At 74.7% G+C, this 707-nt stretch carries 1 protein-coding gene; it reads right to left on the reverse strand.

What is annotated here, in order from left to right; translation table 11 throughout:
• Positions 1-707 (reverse strand): HNH endonuclease signature motif containing protein (locus A5681_RS00790; RefSeq protein ID WP_156737789.1); only part of this gene is annotated, 707 nt, incomplete at both ends.

A 707-nucleotide genomic window follows, 5' to 3' on the forward strand; every position in this document is an offset into this window, starting at 1 on the left:
TGGGTGAGTCCCCCTTGGCTGTGGGGGATGGTGTGGTCGATGTCGCAGGCCACCGCCGGGTGATCACAGCCGGGCCAGCGGCAGGTCAAATCCCGGCACCGCACGAACTCGGCCAACGCCGCCGAGGGCACATAACCCGGCTCGGGCGGCGCATCCCCGGGATGCACCAGCGGCACCAGCTTGGCCGCGGCGGCCAGTTGGGCCACCAGCTCCGGTGGGATCAAGCCGTCAGCACCCAGCTGGCAGCCGGGGGCTTGCCCGGCGCCCTCCAGGGTGGCCTGCTCGGCGATCACGTGAATCACCACCGGGCCGGCCGCCGGCCGCGTGCCGGCCGCGCAATCGGGCCGCCCGCAGCGACAGCCCAGCCGCTCAGCCCCGCCGGCCAGCGCCCCCAACGCATCGGCGCGGCGCTGCTCGCGGCTGCGCGGATCATGGGCACACACCGTGGCCGCCAACGCATCCAGCCGCTTGTCCAGGGCAGCAGCGTCGGGGCTGAACAGGGTGCCCTCCAAGCGGGCCAACCCCTCACCCATGTCGGCGATCCACACCTCACGCCCGGCCGCGCCCTTGCGGCGCCGCCGCACCGCATCAGCGTCGGCGCGGGCCACGATCTTGTCCACCTGGGCGCCCAGCCGCCCCCGGGTCATCGAGGGCCAACGTGCGACGTTCGCCGCCAGCGTCGCGTCCACGGCCGCCACCACCTCGGG

Source organism: Mycobacterium scrofulaceum (genome assembly GCF_001667885.1).
GTDB classification, from domain to species: domain Bacteria; phylum Actinomycetota; class Actinomycetes; order Mycobacteriales; family Mycobacteriaceae; genus Mycobacterium; species Mycobacterium scrofulaceum_C.